Here is a 24,773-nt window from a genome sequence, read left to right as displayed (position 1 = left end):
GGTTCGTCGGCGCAGGCCCGACGCGTCCCCTTCGGAGAAGGAGCACGGACCATGCGCCGTCGTCTAGCCGCTGTCGCCGCCCTCGCCGCCATGAGCCTCGCCCTCGCCGGCTGCGGGGCCGAGGACGAGGCGCCCGAGGAGGACGCCGGATCCTTCGAGAACGTCGACGCCGCACCCGAGACCGGGGGCGACGCCGCCGGCAGCGACGGCACGGAGACCGGCGGCGCGGAATCGGACCAGGCCGGCGAGGGCGCGGAGCCCGCGGGAGATCTGCCGACCTACGAGCAGGCCAAGGACGCGTGGGTCGAGACGACCTCGGAAGGCGACCGGGAGTCCTGCGAGACCGGCGAGACCGAGGACATGGACGTCTACACGACCAACGACGGGGACTTCATCCGCTACCTCTGCAACGACATCCCGCGGTTCAGCTACGTGACCGGCGCGGACAACTACGCCGACAACTTCGACGCGATGACCGACTTCCTCATGGGCACCGCAGTCTTCCACGTCCCCGGCGAGATGATCATCTCGCCGACCGGCGCGAACGACGAGATGGCCTACGTCATTCAGGAGGCCTGCGGCTGCGGCGAGGTACTCGGGCCCGAGAATTGAGGCCGGGCGCGCCCGCCGTCTTCAGAGCCGTCCGAGCAGCTCCTTCCAGATCGGCCGCCACCGCTCCACGGCCTCGGCGGAGTCGAGCTTCGTGTGCACGATGCCGACCGAGGCCCTGCCCTTCGGCTTGTCGCTGATGTTCGCGGCCACTCGGCTGCCGTCCGCGAGCGGCACGCGCCAGTAGCGCCACTTCTCGGTCTGCGACGTCGAGGGCTCGCCGTCCACCGGCACGCCGCCGAACTCCTCCCGCCCGTCCACGAGCCCGAGCCAGCGGGCCAGCACCTCGTCCTTGTCGCCGGACGCGGTGCGCGAGGTCGAGAGCTGGAAGTCGCCGTCGCAGGTCTGGCCGGGCACCCGCAGCCCCGTGTGCTGCTCGTAGGCGACGGCGACGCCCTGCGCCCACCACTCGTCCTGCTCGACCCGCGGCGGCATCCGCTCCAGCGCGAGCCGCGCGATCGCGGTGTGCTTGGCCCCGCGGGCGCCGGCCTCGTCGAGCAGCGCCACCCACTCCTCCCACGGGCGGCCGGTGGCGGAGGCGATGGCTGCGGTGCTCGTCGGCTTGACCATGCGGACATTCTGCCGCGCGCACGTGCGAAAGCCATGCGAGTGCGCAGTCTCGGCGGTGCGGGCGTCGGAACGAGGGCGTTCGCGGAGGGAAAGGCGTGGCAGGATATCGATACCCCGCCAGGCCGTCGTCGATGCCGACGACCCGCACCATCGGAAGGAACACCGCCATGACCGCAGCACACGTCGGAATCGTCTGGAACCCGTCGAAGACGAGCAGGGAAGACCTGGAGGCGGCGCTCGCCGAGACCTCCGCGGGGCAGGTGTCATGGTTCGAGACGAGCGAGGACGACCCGGGCCGTGCCGCGACCCGGCGGGCGCTCGAGGCCGGCGCCGACCTCGTCCTCGCCGCCGGCGGCGACGGCACCGTCCGGGCGGTCGCCGAGCACCTCGCCGAGGTCGAGGCGAACGCCGACCTCGGCATCATCCCGCTTGGCACCGGCAACCTCCTCGCGCGCAACCTCGACGTGCCGCTCGGCGACCTCCCCGCCGCATTCGCCCGCGCCCTCGACGGCGAGCCGAAGACCATCGACATCGGCTGGGCCGAGATCGCCGTCGACGGCGGCTCGGAGCGCCACGCCTTCACCGTCATGGCCGGCTTCGGCATCGACGCCCACATGATCACCGAGACCGACGACGACCTCAAGGACAAGGCCGGCTGGCTCGCCTACGTCGAGTCCCTCGGCCGCGCCGTCTCCGCGAGCGAGATCATCGACGTCCGCCTCGAGGCCGACGGGCGCGAGGGCGCGGACGACCAGGCGCACACCCTCATCGTCGGCAACTGCGGCACCATCCAGGGCGGCATCACCATCCTGCCCGACGCGGACCCCGCCGACGGCGAGCTCGACCTGCTCGTCCTCAACGCCGAGGGCATCGGCGGCTGGGTCGACACGCTCCGCAACATGGTCTGGGACAACGGCCTCAAGCGGCTCCTCAAGCGGGACGACGAGCACGAGGAGGGCGCCGAGAGCAGCGAGAGCACCACGCACCGGCGCTTCACGCGCCTCACGATCGAGCTCGAGGAGCCGCGCGTCTTCGAGGTCGACGGCGACGACCTCGACGAGACCGCGCGCATCGAGATCAGCATCCAGCCCGCCGCCGTGCGGATCCGCTAGCAGGCCCGGGGGCGATCATGGCGCGCAGGAGGAGGTCGGGCGCGAGGACCTCGCCCGCGGCGGCCCGACGGTGGGAGGCGCACGACGGCGCGACCCTGCAGTCCTACGTGTTCGGGCGGGCCGACGCGAAGCCCGAGCGGCGCGTGCTCATCGTGTGCGGCGCCTTCCTGCCGGCGAAGGCGTACGCCCCGTTCGCCGCCGCGCTCGTCCGGCACCTCGGCGACGACTGGGGCGTCCACGTCTACGACCGGCGCGGCAAGGGGCGGTCCTCGCCCGTGGACGAGGACTACACCTTCGAGACCGAGCTGCACGACGTCGCCACGGGGCTCCGCCGCTCGGGCGCCCGGCATCTCATCGGGCACTCGCTCGGCGGCGCGATCGTGCTCCACGCGGTGCGGCGGCTGTGCGACGCCGGCGACGGGCCCGAGGGGGAGCCGCTGCGCGCACTCATCCCGCGGAGCACCACGGTCTACGACCCCGCCATCAACGTCGACGGCTCCATCGACACGTCGTGGCTGCCGCAGTTCGAGGCGCACGTGGATGCCGGACGGATCGGGCGCGCGATGGCGCTCGTCGAGCGCCACCTCGGCATGTCGCGCACGCTCTCGCACGCCCCCACCTGGATGGTCTCCGGCGTCCTCGCGCTGTCGACCCGCACCGGGCTGCGCGGCACGACCCGGCAGGCGATGCCGGCCGGCGTCGCCGAGCTCACCGCGGCCTTCCGGGAGGAGGCGCGGGCCGTCGACTTCGCGGGCCTGCCCACGCGCACGTGCCTCATGACGGGGGAGCGCAGCGCCGAGTACTTCCAGGCCACGAGCCTCGCGCTCGCGAACTCCGTGCCCGACTCGCGGCTCATCGTCTCGCCCCGGGCGCTGCACGGCTCCGTGCCCGCGGTGCGCCACCGCATCCCCGAGTCCCTCGCGCTGTGGCTGCGCGAGCGGCCGCTCGGCGACCTCGATCTCGGTCCGGATGCGCTCCGGAAGCTGCCGAAGCCGTCGAAGGGCGCATGAGCCCGCCGAACCGGCATCGCCGGGCGGATGCGCTCAGAGGCGGGAGGCCGACGGCGCCACGGCTCCAAGACGCTTTGTGACGGAGTGTGCGGGTTCATTACGCGCGTGCTGGCCATGGCGGGAGGCGCATCCATACAGTGTCCGATCAAGCAGGAACCGTACCGCTGTCCCGTGCCTGCCGACCGAAGGAGTTCCAGCATGACCGACACCACATCCACCCGGGGCCAGGAGGTCCGCGCCTCGAGCACCCCGCGCCCCATCGTGCGCGACATCACCGAGCTCATCGGCGAGACCCCGCTGCTCGAGCTGCACCGCTTCGCCGAGTCCCGCGGCGCTCACGCGCGCCTGCTCGCGAAGGTCGAGTTCACCAACCCGCTGTCGAGCGTCAAGGACCGCATCGCGTGGGCCATCATCCGGGACGCCGAGGATCGCGGCCTGCTCTACCCCGGCCGTTCGATCGTGGACATCACGAGCGGCAACACCGGCATCGCGCTCGCGGCCATCGCCGCGAGCCGCGGCTACCCCGCCAAGTTCTACCTCGGCGACAACACGAGCCCCGACAAGAAGAAGATCATCGAGTCGCTCGGCGCCGAGGTCGTCTCCGTGCCCAACAGCATCTTCATCGATCCGGAGGGCCTCGCGAAGCTCGTCGAGCAGATCGAGACGGAGAACCCGGACGCGTATTTCACGAACCAGCTCGCCAACCCCGTGAACCCGCAGGAGCACTACGCCACCACGGGCCCCGAGATCTGGCGCGACACGGAGGGAAGGATCGACTTCTTCGTCGCGGGAGTCGGCACGGGCGGCACCGTCTCGGGCGCCGGCCGCTACCTCAAGGAGCAGAACGAGAACATCCGGATCGTCGTCTCGGAGCCCGGCGACGTCTCGCTGCCCTCCGAGGAGAACCCGTACCCGGCGGAGATCGACGGCGTGCACAAGGTCGAGGGGCTCGACGACGAGCAGCTGCCGCCGAACTACGACCGCGAGATCGCCGACGAGATCCAGCAGGTGGATGCCGAGGAGGCCTACGAGAAGGCCCGCGCGGTGCTCCGCGAGGAGGGCCTGTTCGTCGGCAGCTCGGCCGGCGGCACCCTCACGGTGGCCCTCCGCCTCGCCCAGCGCCCCGAGAACGCGGGCAAGACCATCGTCGCGATCATCCCCGACACCGGCGAGCGCTACCTCTCGGCGGGCGTCTTCGGCTGACCCGCGCGGGAAATCCTGGCCACGGCCGGTCGCTTTCGGCAAGCAAAGCGACCGGCCGTGGCCAGTTTCCGGAAGCCGGAGGGGAGTCTCCGGGAGCCGGAGGGGGAGCGCGGGGCTCAGGCGGGGAGGGCGCGGGCGATCCGGTCGACGGTCTCCTCGAGGACGGCGCGGGGCGTCGCGAAGTTGAGGCGCAGGAAGCCGCGGAAGTCCCGCCCGCACTGGCGCCCGTCGGTGGCCGCGACGCCGGCCTCGCGCAGGAAGAACTGCTGCAGATCGCCCTGCACCCCGTACTCGCGCAGGTCGAGCAGCCCCAGATACGTGCCCTGCGGCGGCACGTAGCCGGCCCGCGGCAGCCGGTCGGCCACGAGCTCTCCGAGCAGATCGCGGCTGCCCTGGAGGTGCGCCACGAGCCCGTCGAGCCACTCGCGCCCCTCGTCATAGGCGGCGATGGTGGCGAACACCCCTAGATAGCCGGTCGTGTGCGAGGGCCACCGCCCCGCGCGCCGCCACGCCTTCGCATCCTCCGGATTGGTCAGCACGATCTGCGAGCACTTGAGCCCCGGGATGTTCCACCCCTTCGACGCGGACGTCGCGGTCACGGTGTGCGCGGCGGCGGTCTCGGAGAGGGATGCGTAGGGCGCGAACCCGCGGCCGTCGTAGACGATGGGCGCGTGGATCTCGTCGGCCCACACGCGCCCGCCGTAGCGGTCCACGATCTCCACGAGCGGCAGCAGCTGCTCGCGCGAGAACACGGCGCCGGTGGGGTTGGCGGGGTTCACGAGGACGAGCAGCCCCGCGCCGGCCGCGAAGGCCCGCTCGATCGCGGCGTAGTCGAACTCCCATCCGTCCGCCTCGCGCAGCAGCGGCGTCTCGACGATCTCGCGGCCGTGGTCGCGCAGGAGGGTGAAGAACGGCATGTACGCGGGCGTCGGCACGACCACCGCGGACCCCGGGCGCGAGAAGTGCTCGAGGGTGAGCTCGAGCGAGGTGAGCACCTCCGGCAGGATGCCGATCTGCGCCGATTCGAGCTCCCAGCCGTAGCGGTCGCGCGCCCAGCGCTCGAGCGCGGCGGCGGCCTCGTCCTTCTCGCCCTTGGTCGAGTACCCGAAGGCGGAGTCGCGGACGCGCGCCTCGACGGCGGCCTGCACGGCCGGCGCGGTGCCGAAGTCGCTCTCGGCGATGAACGAGCCGATGGCCTCGGGATACGCGACCCACTTCGATCCGCCCCGCGCGCGGAGATCCTCGACGGTCAATCGTTCGAAATCCTCGAAAGTCATGCCTCGAGGGTATGGCGGCGCGGGCGCCGGAGACACCGGCGGGCTGGCGGGACGTCATCCGCCGACGCATTGCGAGTCGGTTCGTCATCTCCGCGCCGACGGCGTGCGGCGCCGCCGCTGAGGCCCCGCTTTTCGGACTGTGTGCCGAAAAGCGATTCGCCCTATGCTGGTGAGGTGTGCGGCGCGAGGGCGCGCCGATGCGTCTGCGGGCCGGCGGAACCGGTGCGCGGAATCGACGTTCATCACCGGAGTAGGGACTGGAGTGGACATGAACTGGAATCGAGCACGGGACGGCGGCCGGAGCGGCCGGCTGCAGCGGTGGCTCAGGAAACTCGTCGGCGGATTCGCGGCCTCCGCGGTGGTCGCCTCGGGCCTCGTGCTCGCGGGCGGCGCGACCGCGCCGGAGCCGGCCTACGCGGCCGAGCCGCTCGTCTGCGACGGCAGCACGATCTACCTGCAGCGCGGCGGCTCCGTCGACGCCTACAACGTGCTGACGCAGCAGCGCACGCCGAACGTGATCACGGGCCTGCAGAACAACGGCCTCGGCATCAGCAACGGCGGCCAGCAGGCGTTCACCATCCAGAACACCACCGGCACGGGGGCGAAGGAGATCCGCGTCTGGGACGCGGCCACCGAGTCGGTCTCCAGCGCCACGCTCAACCCGGGCGTGGCCTCGGCCGTGCGCGGCGCGGTGAACCCCGTCAACGACCTCTACTACTTCACGGGCTACGCGAGCAACCCGCTCTACCTCGGCGCGTACGACCCGGCGACCGGGCAGGCGTTCCACGTCGCGGACATCACCGGCCTGCCGGGCGCGGCGAACGGCGACATGGCGTTCAGCGCCTCCGGCTCGCTCATCCTCGTCTCCGGGTCGACGGTCTACACGGTCGAGGAGACCGACATCCCGAGCGCGCCCCTGGCGCCGGGGGAGCCGGCGCCGCAGCTGCCGGTGAAGGCGCTCACGACCCTCGGCAGTGCCGTGGGCAACGGCATCGCCTTCGCGAACAACGGGCTCATCTACGTCTCCACCGCGTCGCAGGTCCTCGAGATCGACCCGACCGTCGACAACCCGACGCCCCGGGTCATGCCCGGCACCGGCTCGGGGGCGTTCGGCGATCTCGCCAGCTGCGCCTACCCGAACACGATCTCGCTCCAGAAGGACCTCCCCGGAGGCCGCGCGGACGCGGACGACCAGTTCGAGCTCACGGTGTCCGGGCCCTCCTATCTCGGCGACAACGGCAGCCTCTCGGACGTGACCGAGGGCGACGAGGACGGCATCCAGAACCAGTTCGTCGGCCCGGCCTTCGTGCTGCAGGGTCACGAATTCTCACTGGAGGAGGTGGGCGCGGGCACCACCGAGCTCGGGCGCTACGACCGGTCGCTGGTCTGCATCGACGAGGCCGACGGCAGCGAGGTGCCCATCACCGAGGCCGACGGCAGGGCGCACATCACGTTCCCCACGAACCAGCTCGCCGGCGCCGACGTCGTCTGCACCTACACCAACGACGCGCTCCGGCCCGCCATCGAGCTGGTGAAGACCGCCGACACGGACGATCTCGTGGCCGGCGAGACGATCACCTACACCTTCCGGGCCACGAACACCGGCGACACCCCGCTCGAGAACGTCGAGATCACGGACGAGCTGCCGGGCCTCGCCGAGCTGCGGTACATCCGCTGGTCGGGCGCGCCCAACGACGAGGTGCCGAGCCCGCTCACCCTGCAGCCCGGCGAATGGGTCGAGGCCGAGGCGACCATCGAGGTCACCCAGGACCACGTCGACGCCGGCCAGATCGTGAACGACGCGAGCGTCGTGGGCACCCCGCCGTTCGGCCCGGACGTGACCGACGACGCGCGGCTGCCGATCCCCGGCGATGCGGCCTCGGCCATCCAGCTCGTCAAGAGCGCCGACGTCACCGACGGGATCGCCGCCGGCGACACCATCACCTACACCTTCGTGGCGACCAACACCGGCGACACCACCCTGCGCGACGTGACGATCGCCGATCCGCTCGAGGGCCTCTCCGCGCTCACCTATGGCGAATGGCCCGGGGCCGAGGGCACCCTCCGCCCCGGCGAATCCGTCGAGGCGACCGCGACGTACACCGTCACCCAGGCCGACGTCGAGGCCGGCGGGGTGACGAACACCGCCACGAGCACGGGCACGCCGCCGAGCGGCGACGCCGTGACCGATGACGACGACTGGACGATCACCGCGCCCTACGCGCCGGGCATCGCCGTCGAGAAGACCGTGGCGGAGGACCAGGCCTTCGCCCAGGCCGGCGACACCATCACCTACACCTTCGAGGTCTCGAACACCGGCAACACGACCCTCGCCGACGTGGGGATCGAGGACGCGATGCTCGCCGACGCGGGCGTCCCGATCGTCTTCGGCCCCTGGCCGGGCGAGGAGGGCGTGCTGCTCCCGGGCGAGACGGTGACCGCCACCGCGATCTACACCGTCACGCAGCAGGACGTCGACGACGGATTCGTGCACAACGCGGCGGTCTCGCACGGCACCCCGCCGGGCGACCCGGGCGATCCCGACGACCCGCGCGAGCCGGTCCCGAGCGATCCCGACGAGGTGACCGTGCCCGGCCCCGTCCCGGCGCCGAGCATCCAGCTCGAGAAGGCCGGCGTCTTCAACCCCGACGACCCGGGCAAGGAGCCCGCGGCGGGCGACCCCGTCGAATTCACCTTCACGATCACCAACGACGGCAACGTCACCCTCACCGGCATCGGGCTGAGCGACGCGATGCTCGAGAACGAGGGCATCGACCTCGAGCAGGCCGAGTGGGACTGGGGGAGCGCCGCCGAGGAGGGCGTGCTGCGGCCCGGCGAATCGGTCGAGGTGACCGTGCCCGGCTACGTGCTCGAGCAGACGGACATCGACGCCGGATCGGTGGTGAACACCGCCACCGCCGAGGGCACCCCGCCGGACCGCAAGGATCCGGAGGACCCCGGGGCACCCGGCACCCCGCAGGACCCGGTGCGCGACGAGGACGGCAACATCGTCCCGCTCGTCCAGAGCGCCGCGATCGAGCTCGTGAAGTCCGCCGAGCTCGACGTCGCCGGGGGCAGCGCGGCGGGCGACGAGGTCGCCTACACCTTCACGGTGCGGAATACCGGAAACGTCACGCTCGAGAACGTGGCGATCGCCGACGCGATGCTCGCGGAGGCGGGCGTGGAGATCACGATCCCCGAGGGCGCCTGGCCCGGCGCCCCGGGCGTGCTGCGCCCCGGCGAATCCGTCGAGGCCACCGCGGCGTACCCGCTCACGCAGGCCGACATCGACGCCGGGCGCGTCGACAACACGGCCGTCGTGATGAGCACCTCGGACGTCGAGGACCCGGAGAACCCCGGGTCCACCATCGACCCTTCCGATCAGGACGACGCCGTGGTCGAGCCCGCCGTCGAATCGGGCCTCTCGTTCGAGAAGACGAGCCGGCTGGACGCCGGCGCCGCGGTCGGCGACACGGTGACGTACACCTTCACGGCGGTCAACACGGGCAACACCACCCTCTCGGAGATCGTGATCGAGGACCCGCTGCTGGGCGGCGAGCTCGACCTCGCGAACGCCGTGTGGTCGGGCGCCGAAGGGCGCCTCGCCCCGGGCGAGACCGTGACGGTCGAGGTGCCGTACACGCTCACCCAGGCGGATGTGAACTCCGGCAACGTGCACAACGAGGCCTCGGCCACGGCCACGCCGCCGACGCCCGAGGGCGGCGAGCCGCCCGCGCCGCTGCCGCCGGTCGAGGACGACACCGACACCCCGCTGCCCGCCGCTCCCGCGATCGAGCTGGTGAAGACCGGCGAGGTCGCGGAAGGCGCCGTCGCGGGCGACGTGGTCGAGTACACCTTCCTCGTCACCAACACCGGCAACGTCACGCTCACCGACGTCGACATCGCGGACGAGCTCGAGGGGCTCTCCCCGCTGCAGTTCGCGTGGCCCGGCGAGCCCGGCGTACTCGAGCCCGGCCAGTCGGTCGAGGCCACGGCCGCCTACACGCTCACCCAGGAGGACGTCGACAACGGGCTCGTGGAGAACGCCGCGAGCGCCGAGGGCACCCCGCCCTCGGGCGACCCGGTCGGGGACGACGATACGGTCCGGACCCCGATCGATCGGGACGCCGCGATCGAGGTCGTGAAGGACGGCTCGCTCGACGGCGCCGCCGAGCCGGGCCAGACCATCACCTACACCTTCACCGTGACCAACCGCGGCACCGTGACCCTCACCGACGTGACCCTCGTCGACGCGATGCTCGCCGAGGCGGGAGTCGCGCTCGAGATCCCGGACGACGCCTGGCCGAACGAGCCCGGCGTGCTCGCCCCGGGCGAATCGGTGCGGGCCACGGCCGCCTACACGGTCACGCAGGAGGACGTCGACGGCGGCGGCGTCGTCAACGTCGCCGAGGCCGAGGGCACCCCGCCGACCCCGCTCGACCCCGACACGGGCGAGCCCGGCGACCCGCAGGACCCGGTCGGCGACGACTCGCCGCACGTCGTGCCCCTGCCCCCGGGCCCCGCGCTGCAGCTCGTCAAGACCGGCGAGGCGCAGGGCGAGGCGCAGGTCGGGGAGACCGTCGAGTTCTCCTTCGTCGTCACCAACATCGGCAACGTGACGCTGCAGGACGTCTCGATCTCGGACGAGCTCGAGGGGCTCTCGGACCTCGCCTACGACTGGCCGGGCGAGGCCGGGGTGCTGGCGCCGGGCGAATCCGCGATGGCGACGGCGACGTACACGCTCACGCAGGCGGATGTGGACCGCGGCGAGGTCGTCAACTCGGCCCGCGCCGAGGGGACGCCGCCGGGCGGCGACCCGGTGGGCGATGACGACACCGTCACGACCCCGCTGCCGCCCTCCCCGGGGATCCAGCTCGAGAAGACCGGCGAGGTCACGGGCGGCGGCGCCGTCGGCGACCGCATCGAGTACACCTTCACCGCGACGAACACCGGCAACGTCACGCTCGAGGGCGTCGAGATCGTCGACGAGATGGCCGGCGTCTCGGCGCTCGAGTACCGCTGGCCCGGCACGCCCGGCGTGCTCGCGCCCGGGCAGTCGGCGACGGCGACCGCGACGTACACGCTCACCGAGGCGGACGTGCGCGCCCAGTCGGTCACCAACCACGCGACCGTCATCGGCATCCCGCCCGCCGGCGGCGACCCGGTGACCGACGGGGACGACGCGAAGGTGCCCGTGGGCGACCTCGCCAAGACCGGCGACACCCTGCCCTGGCTCATCGTGGCCATCGCCGCAGGCCTGCTGCTGATCGGCGGCGCGCTCGCGATCATGGCCCGAGCCCGGAAGAACCGCCGCTGATGCGGGGCCGCCGGGAACGCCGGATCGCGGGGCTCGCGCTCCTGCCGGCCGCCTGCCTCGCCCTCGCCGCCTGCGCGGCCGAGGGCGGGGCAGACGGCCCCGACGCGACCGGCGCGCAGGACGTCGTGGACATCACCGAGCAGCAGGGCTCGGTGGAGGAGTTCGTCGGCGCGCTCGAGGATGCGGAGACCGACCGCTGCGAGGCCGCCGAGGGCGGCTGGATCGGCGAGGGCACGGTGACCAACCCCACCGGCGCCGCGCAGAGCTACCGCCTCTACGTCGCCTTCACCGAGAACGGCGACACCCGCGGCCTCGTGCAGGTCGACGTCGAATCCGTGCCGGCGGGGGAGTCCGCGCCCTGGCGCGCCGAGGCCGACCTGTCCGGCGACGGGCTGCAGTGCGTCCTGCGCGTCGAGCGGTTCGACCCGCAGTAGCGCGGATCGCGGGGCGCCCGGCATCGCGCCGGGGCGCCCCGGCGCGTCTCTGCGCGTCCCGGCGGAGAGGAGCGGGCGGCGGGGGAGTACTGTGGCGCCATGGCAGACGCGTACACCCACGGACATCACGCGAGCGTGCTGCGCTCGCACACCTGGCGCACGGCGGAGAACTCCGCGGCGTACCTCCTCCCGCGGCTCCGGCCGGGGATGCGGGTGCTCGACGTGGGCTCCGGGCCCGGCACGATCACGGCCGACCTCGCGTCGCGGGTCGCGCCCGGCCCGGTCGTGGGCGTGGACGCCTCCGAGGAGATCGTGGTCGAGGCGCGGCGGGACGCCGAGCCGCTCGGGCTCGGGAACCTGCGGTTCGAGACCGGCGACGCCTACGCCCTCGGCTTCGCGGACGGCGCGTTCGACGTCGTGCACGCGCACCAGGTGCTGCAGCACGTCGCGGATCCGGTGGGGATGCTCCGCGAGATGCGCCGGGTCGCGGCGCCCGGCGGCACGGTCGCGGTCCGCGAGGTGGACTACGAGGGGACCATATGGTCGCCCGGGCATCCCGAGCTCGACGAGTGGATCGCGCTGTACGTGCGGGTGCACCGCGGCACGAGCGGGGAGCCCTCCGCCGGTCGCCGCCTCAAGGGCTGGGCGAGCGCGGCGGGCTTCGAGCGCGTCGAGTGCTCCGCCTCCGTGTGGCTGTTCGAGGACGAGCGGGATCGCGCGTGGTGGGGCGGCATGTGGGCCGAGCGGGTGCTCGCCTCCGCCTTCGCGGACAAGGCCGAGGCCCTCGGGCTCGCGGACCGGGCCGCGCTCAAGCGGATCTCCGAGGGGTGGCGGCGCTGGGCGCAGGACCCCGACGGCTGGCTCCTCATGCCGCACGCCGAGATCCTCGCCACCGCCTAACCGCCTGACCGTCTGACAGCCTGACGACCTGGAGGCGCGACGCCCCGACCGGCCGCGAGCGCGGGGCGGCCCGGCGCGGGCGCCCGGTCAGGGCACGACGACGAGGACGGAGTCGGCGGCGCCGGCCGCGCACTGCTCCGGGATGCCGTCGATCTCGTCCTGCGGGACCTCGACGGCCGAGACCTGGATGCGCTCGCCCGCGTACGCGGTGCCGAGCGCCTCGGCGGTCACGGAGGGCCGCTCGCCGCTCGTGACGAACTCGGCGTCCGCGGGGAAGACGAGCAGCTGCGGGCGGTCGCGGTCCTTGTAGGCGAAGCAGTCGCCGGGGCCGGTGATGAGCCTGCCGTCGAAGGACTGCGCGGTCCCGGCCGGCGCGTCGCCGGTGGTCAGGCCGATCGGGCCGTCGCCCTCGGCGGTCACGGTCAGCGGTCCGGCGCCGGGCTCGTCCGCGGGCGCCTCGGATTCCGAGGGCGCGGCGCCGTCGTCCTGCTCGGCGGCATCCTGCGCCGCGTCGTCCGGTGCGGGCGAATCCTGCGCCGTGGCGTCGGAAGCGGCATCGGGCGCGGCGTCGTCCTGCGGCGCCTCGGCCGCATCCGCACCGCACGCGGTCAGGCCGAGCGCGAGGGCGAGCGCCGCGGCGACGGCGCCGATGGGACGTGCGTGCTTCACCATGATCCTCCTCGGTGTCCGGGGCGCGGGCCCCCGGAGCGGGCAAAACGACCATTAGATCACTTCGCCGCAGGCGGCTCAACCGCGCCCGGTGCCGGGACCTGGCGGTCCCGCGCCCGTATCCTGGAAGGGCACGGGACGGAGGAGGGGCGCTGACATGGGCGGGTTCGCCATCGGCACGACGATCTACGTCGTCATCGAGTACATCGTGAAGATCCTCGCGATCGGCATCGTGCCCGAGAACCGCCGGCCCTCGTCCTCGACGGCGTGGCTGCTGCTCATCCTCTTCCTCCCGATCGTCGGGGTGCCGCTGTTCCTCATTATCGGCAGCCCGTACATCAACGCCCGCCGGGCACGCATCCAGGCCCAGGCGAACGACCTGCTCCAGCAGGGCACGAGCAACCTGCCCGACGTCCCCGAGTCGGTCGACCCGCCCGCCGATCTCCGCGGCATCGTGGACCTCTCGCGGGCGCTCACCGGGCTGCCCATGGTCACGGGCACGAACCACGGCGTGCTCATGGACTACGAGGCGAGCATCCGCCGCATGACCGAGCTCGTCGAGGGCGCGTCCGAGACGGTGCACGTCGAGATCTACATCATGGCCCGCGACGGGACCACCGAGCCCTTCTTCGCCGCGCTCGAGGCGGCGGTGCGGCGCGGCGTGAAGGTTCGCGTGCTGCTCGACCACCTCGGCTCGCGCAAGTATCCGGGATTCCACGAGTTCCTCAAGGGCATGACGGCCGCCGGCATCGAATGGCACCTCATGCTGCCGTTCCTGCCGCTCCAGGGCCGGATGCGGCGGATCGACCTGCGCAACCACCGCAAGCTCCTGGTCGTCGACGGCCAGGTCGCGGTGATGGGGTCGCAGAACCTCATCGACTCGGCCTACGGCAAGCCCGGCAACGCGAAGATCGGCCGCCGCTGGAACGACATCTCGATCGAGCTCGCCGGCGAGATCGTCTCCTCGCTCGAGGCCGTGTTCGCGGTGGACTGGTACAGCGAATCGGGCGAGACCGTGGAGATGCACGCGTACCGGAACGCGGACGAGGACGCCTCGGGCGGCTCCGGCCTCATCCCCGCCCCGCACGGCCCGCGGCCCCAGGTGGGCGCCGCGGTGAACGCGGTGCAGCTCATCCCCTCGGGCCCGGGGTTCCGCACCGATCCGAACCTGCGCGCCTTCACCTCGCTCATGTACATGGCCCGCGAGCGGCTCGCGATCGTGAGCCCCTACTTCGTGCCCGACGAGTCGCTCATGGCCGCGATCCTCACCGCCGCCTACCGCGGCGTGCGCGTCGAGCTGTACGTGAGCGAGGAGGCCGACCAGTTCGTCGTCGACCGCGCGCAGTCCTCCTACTACTACGCGCTGCTCGAGGCGGGCGTGCGCATCTACCGCTACCCGGCGCCCCAGGTGCTCCACACCAAGTGCTTCCTCGTGGACGAGACCTGCGCGGTGCTCGGCTCCTCGAACATGGACATGCGCTCGTTCGGCCTCAACTACGAGATCAGCCTGCTCGCGTACGGCGGCGATATCGTGACGGAGGTGCGGGACGTGATCGCCGAGTACCGGCGGCTCAGCGCCGAGCTCGACATCGACGCGTGGCAGGGCCGCTCGGTGCTCCGCCGCTACACCGAATCGGTGATGCGGCTCACCTCCGCGCTGCAGTAGCGATAGCACGGCGACCCCGGCGCCCGCGCCGCGACGGGTGTCGGGACCCTCATTACAGTGGTTGGCAGGCGCGATGACGAGGCGGAACGACGAGGGAGGGTCGATGGGCCTGAAGGCACACGAGTACAGCCTGCTGGACATGCTGAGCGGATACCGGCGGTACAGCATCCCGAACTTCCAGCGAGAGTACTCGTGGACGACGCAGGAGACGCTGCAGCTCGCGGAGGACCTGCTCGACGCGTGGCGGCGCGAGGACGAATCCTATTTCCTCGGCTCGGTCGTGGTGGTGCGCAGCGATGACGCCGAGCACTTCCAGGTGATCGACGGGCAGCAGCGGCTCACGACGCTCTCGCTCATGTTCGCGGTGCTCCGCGACCTCAACGAGAAGCCCAAGTACCGCAAGGCCATCACCGAGCTGCTCGAGACCGAGGGCAGCATCACGCGCGACATCGTCGAGAGCCCGCGCGTCCTGCTGCGCGACGTCGACCAGCCGTTCATGTTCCGCTTCGTGCAGGGCGACGACTTCCCGAGCCTGCTCGAGCTCGTGCCCGAGCAGCTGCCGACGGCCGCGCAGCGGAACATCCTCGAGAACGTGCGCGCGCTCGTGCGCCTGCTCTCCGACGAGCTCGAGCGCCGCGACCGCTGGACGTTCTTCAAGTACGTGAGCCGCCACGCCTTCATGGTGCTCGTCGAGACCGACGACTACGAGAGCGCCCACCGCATCTTCGGCGTCATGAACACCCGCGGCATGCCGCTCACGGCGGCCGATATCTTCAAGTCCCGCGTGGTCGGCGGGCTGCCCGAGCCGATGCGCGACGAGTACGCGGCCCGCTGGGAGGCGGCGATCGAGACCGCGGGCGCCGACCCGGACGAGTTCTTCCGCGAGCTGCTCGTGATCTCGAGCAAGAGCCTCGGCAGGCGGGCGCTCATCGCCGACTTCCCGAGCCAGGTGCTCGAGGGGCGGTACGAGGGCGAGCGCGGCGCGGAGTTCATCGACGAGGTCATGCTGCCCTTCGCGCAGGTCAACCGCTTCGTGCGCGGCGATGCGGCGCACGGGCACGAGCGCGTGGATCGCGCCCTCCGCAGGCTGCAGCAGTACCCCGGCGACGAATGGCGCCCGTTCGCGATGTGGGCGCTGCGCACGGTGGAGCAGCCGGACGAGCTCGCGGGCGTCCTCGAGGGGCTCGAGCGGATCACCGGAGTGGGCGTCACCGCCGGGCTCTCCAGGCAGGCCCGCGAGCAGCAGGCGATCGCCCTGCTGCGCGCCGCCGAGACCGCGGTGCGGGAGCTCGGCGCCCTCGACCCCGAGCGCCTCGCGGCCATCGACGACCAGACGCGCAAGAAGGCGATCCAGCACCTCAAGGGCGAGGTGAAGAAGGGGCGGCTGCCGCTCATCTGGCTCACGCGGGCGCACGAGCGGCTCACCGGGCAGTTCATCGACACCCGCCGCGGGATCGCGATCATGTCGCTGCTGCCGGTCGGCGCCGAGCGGCTCGGGCGCTGGGGCGTGGATCCCGCCCTCGCCGAGTTCTGGCGGCCGCGGCTCGGGGCGATGCTCCTCACCCGGGAGCGCCGGCGCCGAGGCCCCGGCGACGCCTCGTTCGAGGCGTTCTCCGCCCGGCTGGTCCCCGCGCACGGCGACCTCGAGAGCGCCGCCACGGCGGTGCGCCGGCCCGGGCAGCGCTGGGATGCGCGGGTGCTGCAGGCGCGGCAGGACGAGCTGGTCGTCGCGCTCGCGGAATTCTGGGGCATCCGCTTCGACTCCGAGGGCGTCGACCTCACGCGCCTCAGCGAGAGCCGGCTGCTCAGCGCGGCCGGCGGGATCGGCGATTTCCGGTCGCGGCGCATCCGCCTGCGCGACGTCATGGAGGTCGGGCTCGTCGACCCGGGCGATGTGTTCGTGTGGGTGCGGCGCAAGCGCGGCGAGACCTTCCGCATCGCCGTCACCGAGGACCACCGCTTCGAGCTGCCCGACGGCCGGCTCGTGGACTCGCCCTCGGCGGCGGTGGCAGGCGTCTCGGATGCGAGCGCGCAGGGCCTCGACGTGTGGGTGCGCGAGTCGGACGGCCGCACCCTCCGCGACCTCTGGGACGTCTACCGCCGCCGCTTCTCGGCGGGCGATCGGAGCTGAGGATGAGCGAGTTCTGGCAGGGCGCGCGCACGCTGTTCCGCGGATTCGGCTGGTGGCGGGCCAGCCCCGGCCTCATGGCGCTCGGCCTCGTGCCCGCCGCGATCGTCGCGCTGCTGGGCGCGACCGCGCTCGTGATCTGGGGCGCCTCGCTGCCCGGGCTCGTCGAGCACCTCACGCCCTGGGCGCAGGACTGGGCGGCCTGGGCCGCCGTCATCGTGCGCATCGCGATCGGCGCGGCGCTGTTCGGCGGCGGCGTGGTGCTGCTCGTGTTCACGTTCACGGCGCTCACGCTGATGGTGGGGGAGCCCTTCTACCAGCGCATCTGGAAGGACGTGGAGGCGAAGCGGCTGGGCGCCGTGCCCGATGCGCGGTACAGCGCCTGGACGTCGATCGGCGATGCGCTCGTGCTGCTGCTCAAGGGCATCGGCATCGCCCTGCTCACGATGCTGCTCGGACTCGTGCCCGTCCTGGGCGGATTCGCGGCGGCCGTGCTGGGCACCGTGCTCGGCGGCCTCGTGCTCGCCGACGAGCTCACCTCGCGCGCGTTCACCGCCCGCGGGTTCGAGGCCGGCGACCGCACGCGGCTGCGCAGGCGGTTCCGCGGCCGCACGCTCGGCTTCGGCGTGGCCACGAGCCTGTGCTTCCTCGTGCCGCTCGGCGCGGTGCTGACGATGCCCGCCGCGGTGGTGGGCAGCACGCTGCTCGTGCAGGACATGCTGGGGCGCGCGCCGGATCCTCGCGGGACGGCCGCCTGAGCGGTCCCCGGCGACGTGCGCCGCGTTCCGGGCTCAGAGGATCTCGGAGAACTGCTCCTTGACGGGCACGAGGTGCGTCCAGGTCTCCGCGCGCGCGATCCGCGGATGCGCGCGGATCCGCTCGAGGCACGCGTGCGCGCCCTCGGCCCCGCGGGCCTTGAGGTGGACGATCGCGTCGAAGCGGCCGATCGTCGACACCACGAACTCCACCTCGGGGGCCTCGCGGATGCCCTGCAGGGCCGCGTCGGCCTCCTCCGCGAGGTTGAGTCCCGCGGTCACCCCGAGCACGCGCCCGAAGCGGCCCCCGCGCTCCATGACGACGATGCGGGCCGCGCCGGCGTCGAGGATGCGGTGCACCCGGGTGCGCGCGGCGGAGGGCGACAGGCCCGCTTCGACCGCGAGCTCCTGCCAGGACATCCGGCCGTCCCGGCCGAGCGCGCGGATGAGGCGGCCGTCGCGCTCGTCGAGCTCGATCCGCTGCACGGGCAGGTGGTGCACGTAGCTCTTCAGCACGCGGGCGTAGAGGAGCGTGGAGAGGCTCGCGACGCCGGGGATCGCCCGGATGCGGGCGGTGAGCCGCGCGAGCTCGTCGTGGGTGCGCAGCCGCACCTCCATGGTGATGTCGAACGCGCCGATGACCGCGGAGACGAGCACCGCCTCCTCGACGGCGCGGAGCCGCTCGAGCAGGGGATCGATCGGGGAGTCCGCAGTGATCGCGATGGCGGCGATCACGGGCCGGTCGTCGTAGGCGGGATGCCTGGCCGCGACCACGTGCAGGTCGCCGGACTCCTGCAGCTGCCTCAGCCGGGCGGCGATCACGGCGCGGGGGAAGCCGGTCCGCCGGGCGAGTGCGAGCACCGTCGCCCGGGGCTCGTCCCGGAGCGCGGCGACGAGGGCCTCGTCGAGTCGCGCCTGTGAATCGGGCATGGGCATACCCCCTGCTGGTCGTGTGATCGGATGCGGCCCGGGCTGCGCACGGCCTCGTGCGGCGCCCCGGGTCGTCGGCGACCAGGAAATGGTACTCGGTCGCCCGGCTCGGGGATGCCGCACACGCGCGCAGGGCAGCGGGGCGTCGCCGCGCGGAGGTTCCGGGCATACCCTCGAGGGATGCACGCATCGCGGACCACGCAGGGGCGGCGGATGAGCGCCGAGGGCGTCATCCTCGCCGGCGGCGGCGCGGCGATCCTGCTGCAGCTCGCGCACCCGGCCGTCGCCGCCGGGGTCGCGAGGCACAGCGATTTCGCCGGCGCGCCCATCCGCCGGCTGCTCGGCACGCTCGATTACGTGACCGCGGCGGTGCACGGCACCGACGCCGACCGGGGGCTCGTGCGCGACCGGGTGAACCGGGCGCACGGCTTCGTCCGCGGCGAGGGGTACGACGCGAACGACCCCGGGCTGCAGCGCTGGGTCGCGGCGACGCTGTACGTCGCGGCGCGGGACGTGCACGAGCGGGTGTTCGGGCCGGCGAGCCCAGCCGAGGCCGAGAGCCTGCTCGCGGCATTCGAAGTCCTCGGAACCGAATTGCGGGTGCCGGAGAACAGCTGGCCCTCGAGTATCCCGGAATTCGAGGAATGGTGGCGCGCCGAACTCGACCTTCGCCGAGTCGGGGATGATGCGCGATCCGTATTCGAAGAATTGCAGCGCCCGGCCGGAGCGCCGTGGTATCTGCGAATGCTGCTGCCCCTGATCACGAGGGTTTCACTCGAACTGCTGCCGAGCCGGTTGCGCCGGGAGTTCGCCCCCGGATGGTCGAAGCGGGATCGGTTCCTCGTCGAGTTATGGTGGGCCGTCGCGATACCGCTATACCGGGTTCTTCCGAGGAGCATCCGCACCTGCCTGGTGGAAGTGCAGCTGCGCCGCCTGCGCGCATCGGCGGAATCGCCCTCCCATCGGGCGGAACGGAATTCCTGATCGCACCGCAGCAACTCTCATTCGGCACCGCATGCCGAAAAAGCGGGGAGGAACTCGGACGAGTTCCTCCCCGCTTTCGATAACGGGAGGCCGGCGTTAGTCGTTCGCCTTGTCGTAGGCCTCGATCACGGCGTGCGGGATGCGGCCGCGGTCGGCCACCTCGTAGCCGTTGGCGGCGGCCCACTTGCGGATCGCGGCGAGATCGCGCTTGGGGCCGGTGCTCGGGAGGCTCGTCTTCGTGCCGCGCTGGGCGCGGCCGCCGACGCGGCGGGCGTGGCGCACGTACTGCCCGATCTCCTCACGGATCTTGGCGGCGTTCTCGCTGCTGATGTCGAGCTCGTAGTCGACGCCGTCGAGGCCGAATTTCACGGTTTCGCCCTGACCGTCCGGCAGCACCGTGCCGTCGAGGTCATCGATGATTTGATAGACAACTTTGCGCGCCATGGGGAGCTCCTGTATCGGTGTGCGAATAGGCGGATGATGAACGATCGGGGACGGCGGTTCCAGTGATTCGGCCGGACGTCGACTTCCCACAGTGTTCAGTATGCATTACTGAATAGCAAACATAGCAATAGGAATAATCGTCAGTCCAATCCGATTCACAGGAACCGCGCCCCCGCTTTCGGCTATTCGGCGGCCAATCCCTGGGCGGGGGCGATGCGGGCCGCCCTTCCCGCGGGGCCGACTCCCGCAAGAATGCCGAGACCGAGGGCCACGCCGATCACCATCGCAATTCCGGGCCAGGGCAGCGAGATCGCGACATACTGCTCGGGGAAGGCCGCGAACGTCGCCGCAATTCCGAGCGGAATGCCGATGACCAGCGAGAATGCCGCGCCGACGAGTGCGAGCGAGACCGATTCGACCACGACCATGAGCCGGGTCCGGCCCCGGGTGAGGCCGAGCGCTCGCAGCAGCGCGATCTCGCGGCCGCGCTCCGCGACGGCGAGGGCCACCACGCTCGCGAGCCCGATCGCCGAGATGATCACGGTGAGCGCGAGCATCGCGAGCACGAACGCCGCGACCACCTGGAACACCTGCTCGTAGAGCTGGATCGTCTGCAGCGAGCCGTAGCTCTCGATCTCGGCGAACTCGCTCTCGAGGTCGTCGAGGGCGGTCATGAGCTCCGAGGCCTTGCCGTCGGCCGCCGAGAGCCAGATCTGGTCGGGCGTGAAGGTCCCGCCGAGCTGCGCCGCGGTCTCGGGGGAGACCACCGCCTCGTAGCTCATCGCGGACTGCGGCTGCACCGTATCGGCGATCGGCGAGACGCGTACGGTGAGCGGGACGGCCTCCCCGCCGGGCACCGCGAACTCGGCGGTGGTGCCGTCCACCTCCTCGCCCTCGACCGCCCAGCCGGGCACGAGCAGCTCGCCGGGGGCGATCTCGAGGTCGTTCGCCGCGAGCCAGTCGGCGGGCGCCGCGATCACCGAGTCCACGAACACCTGCGTGGAGGAGGTCTCGATCAGGCTCGAGGACGCCACGCCCGAGGAGTCGACGACCTCGAGGGCCTCGACCTCGTCGATCACCGCCTCCGGCAGCGCCGCGTCGTCGCGCGTGGCGACCACGGTGTCCACGGGGGCCTGCGAGGCGAGGCTCGCCTGCAGGCTCGCCGACGCCGACTGCAGCGCCGTGAGCATCGCGATCACGAGCGAACCGCCCAGCGCGATGGCGAGCACGACGGTGCCGGTGCGCCGCGAGGTGCGCACGAGGTTCTCGCCGGCGAGCTTCGCGACGGTGCCGCCGCCCGAGGTCATCCGCGCGATGAGGGGCATGAGCACGGTCACGAGCAGCGGGACGAGGATGATCAGGCCGAGGGCGAGCACCAGCCCCGAGGGGATGAGCAGCAGCATGTTCTGGAAGAAGCCCGAGACGAAGACCGCCGCCGCGCCGATCGCGGTGATGACGGCCCCCGTGATCCACGAGCCGAGGCGGCGCCCCTTCGACTCCCGGTCGGTCGTGGAGGAGGCCCGCAGGGCCGCCATGGGCGCGAGCCGGCTCGCGCTGCGCGCGGGAGCCCATGCCGCGAGCACCGTCACCGCCACCGTCACGCCGAGCGCGGCGATCGCCCAGCCCGCGCCGAAGCTCACGCCCGCGCCCGCGCTGCCCGCGATCGCGGCGATGCCCCAGCCGAGGCCGAATCCGACCGCGACGCCCAGCACGCCGCCGAGGAGCCCGAGCAGCAGCGCCTCCGCGAGCACGACCCGCTGGATCTGCGTGCCGGTGGCGCCGATGAGGCGCAGCAGCCCGTTCTCCCGCAGCCGCTGCGCGAGCAGCACCTGGAAGGTGTTGCGGATCACCATCGAGGCCGCCAGCAGGGCGATCGCGACGAAGATCATGAACACGGTGGCGAGCACGTCGCTGCCGCCGGCGAGGGTGTCGATCATCTCGGCGATGTACTGCGAGGAGGTGACCGCCTCCAGCCCGTCCGCCTCGAGCGCCGCCACGAGCGCGTCCTCGGCCACCCCGTCGGCCGCCTGGACGAGGATCTCGTCGCTCGACGCGAAGCCCGCGGCGGTGGCCTGATCGGCGTAGAGGTAGCCGGTGGAGCCCTCGGCGCCGTCGGGCAGCTCCACGACGCCGGAGATCACGGCGGTGGTGGCGCTCTCGGGGTCGTAGAGGCCCGTCAGCGGGAACTCGTCGCCCACGGCCAGCCCGAGGCGGTCGAGCGTGGCCTGCGAGGCCACCGCCTCGTCCGCGCCGGGCCATTCGCCCGAGGCGAGGGTCATCCAGCGCAGCGACTCGGCGTCGGGGATGCCGTAGACCTGCACGCTCTTCTCCACGCCGTCGACGCGCGCCTCCGCGAAGCCGAGCGCGTGCGGATCCGCGGCCGCGACCTCGGGGACCGCCTCGAGCTGCTCGAGCACCGGCGCGAGGTCGCCGCCGGGGACGCGCACCACCGCGTCGGCGTTGGTCACCGGCGCGGCGAGCTCCGTCTCGAGCTGCGCGTTCATGGTGCGGATGAACGTGCCGGTGGCCATGATCGCCATCGCGCTGAGGAGCGCCGCGAGCAGCACCGCGAGCACCTTGCGAGGGCTGCGGCGGATCTGCGTGCCGGCCAGGCCGAGCGCGGCGCTCATGCCCCGACCTCCGCCATGGTCGCCGCGATGGCCTCGTAGTCGGTGTCGCGCAGCTCGTGCGCGATCCTGCCGTCGACGAGGATGAGCACGCGGTCGGCGTAGGCCGCCGCGGCGGGGTCGTGGGTGACCATGATGATGGTCTGCTGCCGCTGGCGCGCCGCGTTCTGCAGGCTGCCGAGCAGCTCCCGGCCCGTGCGCAGGTCGAGCGCGCCGGTCGGCTCGTCGGCGAACACCACCGCCGGGCGGGTGATGAGCGCGCGGGCCACGGCCACGCGCTGCTGCTGGCCGCCCGAGAGCTCGTGGGGGAGGTGCTCGAGGCGGTCGAGGATGCCGAGGCGGGACGCGAGCATCTCGAGCTCGCCCTCGTCGACCCGCCCGCCCGCGAGGCGGATGGGCAGCGCGATGTTCTGCCGCGCGGTGAGGGTCGGCACGAGGTTGAAGGACTGGAAGATGAAGCCGAGGCGGTCCCGGCGCAGCAGCGTCAGGTCGCGGTCGCGCATCCCCACGATCGAGCGGCCCTCGATCGCGATGTCCCCGGCGCTCGGCGTCTCGAGCCCGGCGAGGAGGTGCATGAGCGTGGACTTGCCCGAGCCCGAAGGCCCCATGATCGCGGTGAACTCGCCGGTCGCGAACGCCGCGTCGAGGCCCGCGACGGCCTGCACCGAGGCGTCCCCCTGGCCGAAGACCTTCTCGAGGCCTCGGCAGGCGACCGCGGGCGGCGCGCCCGCGGGTCCGGTGGCGGTGGTCGGTGCTGCAGTGGTCATGATTCGCTCCTTCGATTCCGGATGACGTCACCGAATCTAGGAGTGCGGCGGGGCGCCGCACATGGTGCGATGGTGTCTCGCACCCCATACCTTCGGAGGTGCGCGCGCCCGGAGCGCGGCTCCTACGATTGGAGCCATGCAGGACAGCTTCATCGCGAGCCACGAGCGCCCCCTCCGGGTGCTGCTCATGGACGCGCTCGGCACGCTCGCGGCCTTCCCGGTCGTGTTCGTGATGCTGTTCACCTCGCCGATGGGCACGCCGCTGTCCTCGATAGCGCTGATGCTGATCGTGCTCCGCCGGGTCGCGCCGCTCACCCTGCTGTGGCTCTCCACGGTGCTCGCGGGCACGACCTACGCGCTGGTCGACGAGTTCCAGATGGTGGCCGACATGGTCGTGCTCGTGGGCGTCCACAGCGTGGCGGCCTTCGGGCCGGCTCGGATGCGCTTCTACGGCTTCGTGCCGCTCCTGCTCGCGCTCGTGCTCATGGCCGGTCAGCTGTTCTTCGGCTGGTTCCCGAACGCGGGCAGCTGGTTCGGGGGGATCATCGACCCCACGGTCGGCCCGGAGGTGTTCATCCAGTTCGTGATGATCTCCGGCGTCTGCGCCGTCGCCTTCCTCGCGGCCTGGGCGCTCGGCATGCTCCGCCGCAGCCAGTTCACCGACGTCATGCGGCAGCGCGAGCGGGCCGACCTGCTCGAGCGCGACGCCCACCGGCTCGCGGAGCTCGCGGTCACCGACGAGCGCGCCCGCATCGCCCGCGAGATGCACGACATCATCGCGCACTCCCTCGCCTCCATCCTCACGCTCGCCGAGGGCGGCCGGATGGGCACGAAGCAGCCGGGCTCCGAGTTCTCGAACCGGCTCTTCGCGAAGATCTCGGAGGCCTCGCGCTCGGCGCTCGGGGACGTGAAGCTCCTGCTCAGGCAGGTGGACTCGCCGCAGGACGAGCGCCCCACGCAGGGCGCCGGGGACATCGGCGAACTCGTCGAGACCACGCGGCTCGCCGGGCTGCCGATCGAGTTCTCCGAGCTCGGCGAGCGGCGCGAGCTGCCGAGCGGGCTCTCGCTCGCGATCTACCGCGTCGCGCAGGAGTCCATCACGAACATCCTCAAGCACGCCCCGGGCGCGCGCTGCGAGATGCGCCTCGTGTGGGATGAGGAGAAGGTCACCCTCACGACGCTCAACGAGCTGCCGGAGCCGGGCCGGGAGGCGTCGCCCGAGGCGGAGGCGGCCGCGAGCTCCGGCTCCGGCCGCGGGCTCGTGGGGATGCGCGAGCGCATGGCCATCTTCGACGGCAGCATCGACGTCACCCGGACCGGGCACGTGTTCCAGATCCAGGCGGCCTGGCCCTACCCCTGACCGCGCGCGGA

Annotated in this window: 19 protein-coding genes; 12 read left to right on the top strand and 7 right to left on the bottom strand. The window is 72.3% G+C overall.

The window, feature by feature from the left end; translation table 11 throughout:
• The first annotated feature begins 51 nt into the window (after positions 1-51).
• Positions 52-612, top strand: a complete 561-nt coding sequence (locus tag FM112_RS07940; protein WP_087006162.1) for a hypothetical protein — start codon at positions 52-54, stop codon at positions 610-612.
• A 21-nt stretch (positions 613-633) separates the two neighbouring features.
• Here the strand turns inward: FM112_RS07940 and FM112_RS07935 are convergent, their stop codons facing one another.
• Positions 634-1,179 carry a hypothetical protein gene (locus FM112_RS07935; protein ID WP_087006159.1) on the bottom strand — a complete coding sequence of 182 codons (546 nt, stop codon included), beginning with the start codon at positions 1,177-1,179 and terminating at the stop codon, positions 634-636.
• 167 nt (positions 1,180-1,346) lie between these two features.
• On the opposite strand from FM112_RS07935, the gene FM112_RS07930 reads away from it, so the two are divergent.
• From FM112_RS07930 to FM112_RS07920, 3 genes are all read left to right on the top strand, one after another.
• A complete protein-coding gene (locus FM112_RS07930; RefSeq protein ID WP_087006300.1) occupies positions 1,347-2,291 on the top strand; it encodes a diacylglycerol kinase family protein in 945 nt (314 codons plus the stop codon).
• Positions 2,292-2,308: 17 nt separating this feature from the next.
• Positions 2,309-3,301: an alpha/beta hydrolase gene (locus FM112_RS07925; protein WP_087006156.1), complete on the top strand. Its 993-nt coding sequence runs from the start codon at positions 2,309-2,311 to the stop codon at positions 3,299-3,301.
• 198 nt (positions 3,302-3,499) lie between these two features.
• Positions 3,500-4,504, top strand: coding sequence for a PLP-dependent cysteine synthase family protein (locus FM112_RS07920; RefSeq protein ID WP_087006153.1), 1,005 nt, complete (start codon positions 3,500-3,502; stop codon positions 4,502-4,504).
• A gap of 116 nt (positions 4,505-4,620) precedes the next feature.
• Here FM112_RS07920 and FM112_RS07915 read toward each other — a convergent pair whose 3' ends face one another.
• Entirely contained in the window at positions 4,621-5,781 is a 1,161-nt protein-coding gene (locus FM112_RS07915) for a MalY/PatB family protein (protein WP_087006150.1), read from the bottom strand.
• A gap of 268 nt (positions 5,782-6,049) precedes the next feature.
• Between FM112_RS07915 and FM112_RS07910 the strand changes: the two genes are divergently transcribed.
• The 3 genes from FM112_RS07910 (at position 6,050) to FM112_RS07900 (ending at position 12,432) form a co-directional block, all read left to right on the top strand.
• The gene (locus FM112_RS07910; protein WP_176386735.1) at positions 6,050-11,098 is read left to right on the top strand and encodes a DUF11 domain-containing protein; all 5,049 of its coding nucleotides are present in this window, start codon (positions 6,050-6,052) and stop codon (positions 11,096-11,098) included.
• Positions 11,098-11,532, top strand: coding sequence for a hypothetical protein (locus FM112_RS07905; protein ID WP_087006144.1), 435 nt, complete (start codon positions 11,098-11,100; stop codon positions 11,530-11,532). The genes FM112_RS07910 and FM112_RS07905 overlap by 1 nt, the downstream gene beginning before the upstream one ends.
• A gap of 99 nt (positions 11,533-11,631) precedes the next feature.
• Positions 11,632-12,432 (top strand): methyltransferase domain-containing protein, encoded by an 801-nt coding sequence (locus tag FM112_RS07900; protein ID WP_087006140.1) that lies wholly within the window; start codon positions 11,632-11,634, stop codon positions 12,430-12,432.
• 87 nt (positions 12,433-12,519) lie between these two features.
• Here the strand turns inward: FM112_RS07900 and FM112_RS07895 are convergent, their stop codons facing one another.
• Complete coding sequence (locus FM112_RS07895; RefSeq protein WP_087006137.1) at positions 12,520-13,104, bottom strand: hypothetical protein; 585 nt, start codon at positions 13,102-13,104, stop codon at positions 12,520-12,522.
• Between the two features lie 154 nt (positions 13,105-13,258).
• Here FM112_RS07895 and cls point away from each other — a divergent pair, with 154 nt between their 5' ends.
• The 3 genes from cls (at position 13,259) to FM112_RS07880 (ending at position 17,653) form a co-directional block, all read left to right on the top strand.
• Positions 13,259-14,767 carry a cardiolipin synthase gene (gene cls, locus FM112_RS07890; protein ID WP_087006132.1) on the top strand — a complete coding sequence of 503 codons (1,509 nt, stop codon included), beginning with the start codon at positions 13,259-13,261 and terminating at the stop codon, positions 14,765-14,767.
• 103 nt (positions 14,768-14,870) lie between these two features.
• Positions 14,871-16,898, top strand: coding sequence for a DUF262 domain-containing protein (locus tag FM112_RS07885; RefSeq protein ID WP_176386734.1), 2,028 nt, complete (start codon positions 14,871-14,873; stop codon positions 16,896-16,898).
• Positions 16,899-16,900: 2 nt separating this feature from the next.
• Positions 16,901-17,653: an EI24 domain-containing protein gene (locus tag FM112_RS07880; RefSeq protein WP_087006125.1), complete on the top strand. Its 753-nt coding sequence runs from the start codon at positions 16,901-16,903 to the stop codon at positions 17,651-17,653.
• Between the two features lie 33 nt (positions 17,654-17,686).
• Here the strand turns inward: FM112_RS07880 and FM112_RS07875 are convergent, their stop codons facing one another.
• Complete coding sequence (locus FM112_RS07875) at positions 17,687-18,580, bottom strand: Lrp/AsnC family transcriptional regulator (protein WP_176386733.1); 894 nt, start codon at positions 18,578-18,580, stop codon at positions 17,687-17,689.
• A 180-nt stretch (positions 18,581-18,760) separates the two neighbouring features.
• Here FM112_RS07875 and FM112_RS07870 point away from each other — a divergent pair, with 180 nt between their 5' ends.
• Complete coding sequence (locus FM112_RS07870; RefSeq protein ID WP_176386732.1) at positions 18,761-19,564, top strand: oxygenase MpaB family protein; 804 nt, start codon at positions 18,761-18,763, stop codon at positions 19,562-19,564.
• Between the two features lie 96 nt (positions 19,565-19,660).
• Here the strand turns inward: FM112_RS07870 and FM112_RS07865 are convergent, their stop codons facing one another.
• The 3 genes from FM112_RS07865 to FM112_RS07855 form a co-directional block, all read right to left on the bottom strand.
• A complete protein-coding gene (locus FM112_RS07865; protein WP_087006115.1) occupies positions 19,661-20,008 on the bottom strand; it encodes an Lsr2 family protein in 348 nt (115 codons plus the stop codon).
• A gap of 182 nt (positions 20,009-20,190) precedes the next feature.
• Positions 20,191-22,638, bottom strand: coding sequence for an FtsX-like permease family protein (locus FM112_RS07860; RefSeq protein ID WP_087006112.1), 2,448 nt, complete (start codon positions 22,636-22,638; stop codon positions 20,191-20,193).
• Positions 22,635-23,402, bottom strand: a complete 768-nt coding sequence (locus tag FM112_RS07855) for an ABC transporter ATP-binding protein (RefSeq protein ID WP_087006109.1) — start codon at positions 23,400-23,402, stop codon at positions 22,635-22,637. The genes FM112_RS07860 and FM112_RS07855 overlap by 4 nt, the downstream gene beginning before the upstream one ends.
• 136 nt (positions 23,403-23,538) lie before the next feature.
• Between FM112_RS07855 and FM112_RS07850 the strand changes: the two genes are divergently transcribed.
• Positions 23,539-24,762 carry a sensor histidine kinase gene (locus FM112_RS07850; RefSeq protein WP_176386731.1) on the top strand — a complete coding sequence of 408 codons (1,224 nt, stop codon included), beginning with the start codon at positions 23,539-23,541 and terminating at the stop codon, positions 24,760-24,762.
• Positions 24,763-24,773: the final 11 nt, after the last annotated feature.

This window comes from Gulosibacter sp. 10 (assembly GCF_900163695.1).
In the GTDB taxonomy this organism is placed as follows: domain Bacteria; phylum Actinomycetota; class Actinomycetes; order Actinomycetales; family Microbacteriaceae; genus Gulosibacter.
This window is presented reverse-complemented; position numbering and strand designations above follow the sequence as displayed.